Source organism: Pseudonocardia sp., assembly GCF_025965585.1.
Classification (GTDB): Bacteria; Actinomycetota; Actinomycetes; order Mycobacteriales; family Pseudonocardiaceae; genus Pseudonocardia.
Map to the genome: position 1 here is coordinate 1 of NZ_JAOPWR010000270.1, position 3,568 is coordinate 3,568.

4 protein-coding genes are annotated in these 3,568 nt (G+C 74.4%); all 4 read left to right on the top strand.

Annotated features, from left to right (window positions below):
• A partial coding sequence (locus JWR81_RS17040) for a VWA domain-containing protein (RefSeq protein WP_297653140.1) occupies positions 1-661 on the top strand: 661 nt, incomplete at its 5' end.
• A 13-nt stretch (positions 662-674) separates the two neighbouring features.
• On the top strand, positions 675-1,289 hold the full coding sequence (gene cobO, locus JWR81_RS17045) for a cob(I)yrinic acid a,c-diamide adenosyltransferase (RefSeq protein ID WP_297653143.1): 615 nt from the start codon (positions 675-677) through the stop codon (positions 1,287-1,289).
• Between the two features lie 2 nt (positions 1,290-1,291).
• Positions 1,292-2,263 carry an aldo/keto reductase gene (locus JWR81_RS17050; protein WP_297653145.1) on the top strand — a complete coding sequence of 324 codons (972 nt, stop codon included), beginning with the start codon at positions 1,292-1,294 and terminating at the stop codon, positions 2,261-2,263.
• Positions 2,264-2,303: 40 nt separating this feature from the next.
• Positions 2,304-3,568, top strand: a 1,265-nt coding sequence (locus tag JWR81_RS17055) for a cobyrinate a,c-diamide synthase (protein WP_297653149.1), incomplete at its 3' end; no start/stop codon positions are given.

Consider the following 3,568-nt stretch of genomic DNA (forward strand, 5'->3'; position numbering starts at 1 on the left):
GATCGCCGCCGCCGCGCCGCACCAGCGCTCCCGCGGCCGGGCGGGCGCCGGGCTGCTCGTCCGCCACGACGACCTGCGCCGCGCCGTCCGCGAGGGGCGTGAGGGCAACCTGGTGCTGTTCGTCGTCGACGCGTCGGGGTCGATGGCGGCGCGCACGCGGATGGCCGCGGTGACCGGTGCGGTGCTGTCGCTGCTGCGCGACGCCTACCAGCGCCGCGACAAGGTCGGCGTGATCAGCTTCCGGGCCGGGGGCGCGGAGCTGGTGCTGCCGCCGACCTCGTCCGTCCCGGCCGCCCAGGCCCGGCTGACCGGTCTGCGCACCGGTGGCCGCACGCCGCTCGCCGAGGGACTGCTGCGCGCGCGGAAGGTGCTGGCCGTCGAGCGTCTGCGCGACCCGCGCCGCCGTCCGCTGCTCGTGCTGCTCACCGATGGACGGGCGACGGTCGGGATCTGCGGCGACCCCGTCCAGGACGCCTGCCGCGCCGCCGCCCTGCTCGCCGCCGACGGGGTCGCGACCGTCGTGGTGGACTGCGAGAGCGGCCCGGTCCGGCTCGGCCTCGCCGCCCGCGTCGCCGCCGCAGCCGCGGGCGACCTCACGACCATCGGCGAGCTGTCGGCGGACGGCGTCGCGGGCGCCGTCCGCTCCGCGAGAGCAGCCTGAAGGGGAGGAACTCATGCCGCAGGGCCGGGTCACCACCGTGCCGGACGACGGGCTCACCACCCGCCAGCGCCGCAACCGCGCGCTCGTCGTCGTCCACACCGGGGAGATGAAAGGCAAGTCCACCGCCGCGTTCGGGCTCGCGCTGCGGGGCTGGAGCCAGGGCTGGTCGATCGGGGTGTTCCAGTTCGTGAAGTCGGCGAAGTGGAAGGTCGGCGAAGAGGCCGCGTTCCGCGCGCTCGGCCGCGTCCACGAGTCGACGGGCGAGGGCGGGCCGGTCGAGTGGCACAAGATGGGGGAGGGCTGGTCGTGGGCGCGCAAGCCCGGCTCTGACGACGACCACGCCGCGCAGGCCGCCGAGGGCTGGGCCGAGATCCGCCGCCGCATCGAGGCGGGCGTGCACGACGTCTACGTGCTCGACGAGTTCACCTACCCGATGAAATGGGGATGGGTGGATGTGCAGGAGGTGGTGGACGTGCTCGCCCGGCGCGAGGGCCGCCAGCACGTGATCATCACGGGGCGCGACGCCGCGCCGGAGCTGATCGACGCGGCCGACCTCGTCATGCAGACGACGAAGATCAAGCATCCGATGGACGCCGGCCAGAAGGGCCAGCGGGGAATCGAGTGGTGACCATGGACTACACACGGCTGGGCAACACCGGGCTGCAGATCTCGCGGATCTGCCTCGGGATGATGAGCTACGGCACGCCGGACTGGCGCGACTGGGTGCTCGACCTCGACGCCTCGCGCCCGCTCGTCAAGAGCGCCGTCGACGCCGGGATCACCTTCTTCGACACCGCCGACATGTACTCGGTGGGCGCGAGCGAGGAGGTGACCGGCACGCTGCTGCGCGAGTTCTTCGACGATCGCGAGGACTACGTGCTGGCCACCAAGGTGTTCATGCCGATGAGCAAGCGCCCGAACGACGGCGGCCTCTCGCGCAAGCACATCCTCGCGAGCATCGACAACTCGCTGCGGCGGCTGGGCACCGAGTACGTCGACCTCTACCAGATCCACCGCTGGGACCCGAACACCCCGATCGAGGAGACCATGGAGGCGCTGCACGACGTCGTGCGCGCCGGCAAGGCCCGCTACATCGGCGCGTCGAGCATGTACGCGTGGCAGTTCGCGAAGGCCCAGCACACGGCCGACCTGGGTGGCTGGACGCGGTTCGTCTCCATGCAGGACCACTACAACCTCCTCTACCGCGAGGAGGAGCGGGAGATGCACCCGTTCTGCGAGGACCAGGGGGTCGGCGTCATCCCGTGGAGCCCGCTCGCCCGCGGACGGCTCACGCGCCTGCCGGAGCAGAACACCACCGTCCGCGCGGGCAGTGACCCGGTGGCCGACCGCATGTACGGCGAGGCCGACGCCGCCGTCGTGCAGGCGGTGGCCGACGTCGCGAAGGCCCGCGGCCTGCCGATGGCACAGGTGGCGCTCGCGTGGATGCTGCACAAGCCCGCGATCAGTGCGCCGATCATCGGGGCCACGAAGCCCGGCCACGTCGAGGACGCCGTGGCGGCGGTGGACGTCGAGCTGACCGACGAGGAGATCGCGACCCTCGAGGCGGCGTACGTGCCGCACCCGGTGCTGGGACACCAGTAGCGGTGCCGGGCGACGCGCTCCCTCCCGCGGAGGCGGAGTCATGACAGCCCGGGCGCTCGTCGTCGCCGCACCCTCGTCGGGTTCCGGGAAGACCACCGTCGCCACGGGGCTCATGGCCGCTCTGCGGCGGCGGGGCACCGTCGTCGCGCCGTTCAAGGTGGGCCCGGACTACATCGACCCCGGCTACCACACCCTCGCCGCGGGCCGGCCCGGCCGGAACCTCGACCCGGTGCTGGTCGGCGCCGAGCGGATCGCCCCTCTGGCGAGGCACGGCTCCGCGGGTGCCGAGGTGGCCGTCGTCGAGGGCGTGATGGGGCTGTTCGACGGGCGGCTGGCCGACGGGTTCGGCTCCACGGCGCAGGTCGCCGGGCTGCTCGGGGCGCCGCTGCTGCTCGTCGTGGACTGTCGCGGGCAGTCGCGCAGCCTGGCGGCGCTGCTGCACGGGTTCCGCTCGTTCGACCCCGCGGTCAACCTCGCCGGTGTGGTGCTCAACCGGGTCGGCAGCCCCCGCCACGAGGACGTCCTGCGCGCGGCGGCCGAGGAGGTCGGGTTGCCGGTGCTCGGGGCGCTGCCGCGGCGGGACGCGCTGGCCGTCCCGTCGCGCCACCTGGGGCTGGTCACGGCCGTCGAGCACGGGACGGCGGCCGTCGCGGCGGTGGACGCGATGGCCGAGCTGGTGGCCGCGCACGTCGACCTCGATGCGGTGACGGGGCTGGCGGAGCCGCTGCCGTCCGGCCCTGTCTGGTCACCGGCCGAGGTCGTCGACGCCGGGCCCGCCGGGACGGCGCCCGGTCGTGCCGAACCGGGTCGCATCGCGGTGTTCGGGGGCGCCGCGTTCACCTTCGGCTACGCCGAGCACGTCGAGCTGCTGGAGGCGGCCGGAGCCGAGGTGGTGGTCGTCGACCCGCTGCGCGACGGTGGGCTTCCCCCGGACACCGCCGCGCTGGTGCTGCCCGGCGGCTTCCCCGAGGAGCACGTCGCCGCGCTCGGAGTGAACGCGACCCTGCGCGCCGACGTCGCCGCGCTCGCCGCGTCGGGGGCCCCGGTGCACGCCGAGTGCGGCGGCCTGCTCTACCTGTGCGCCTCGCTGGACGGCGCGCCGATGTGCGCAGTGCTGCCCGCCGAGGCCGCGATGACCGGGCAGCTGACGCTGGGCTACCGCGATGCCGTCGCACTGGCCGACTCCTCGGTCTTCGCTGCCGGCACGCGGGTGCCGGGCCACGAGTTCCACCACTGCGCCGTGACGCCCCGCGCGGGCGCGCAGGCGGCGTGGGGGTGGCGGCGTGGGGAGCCCGAGGGGTTCGT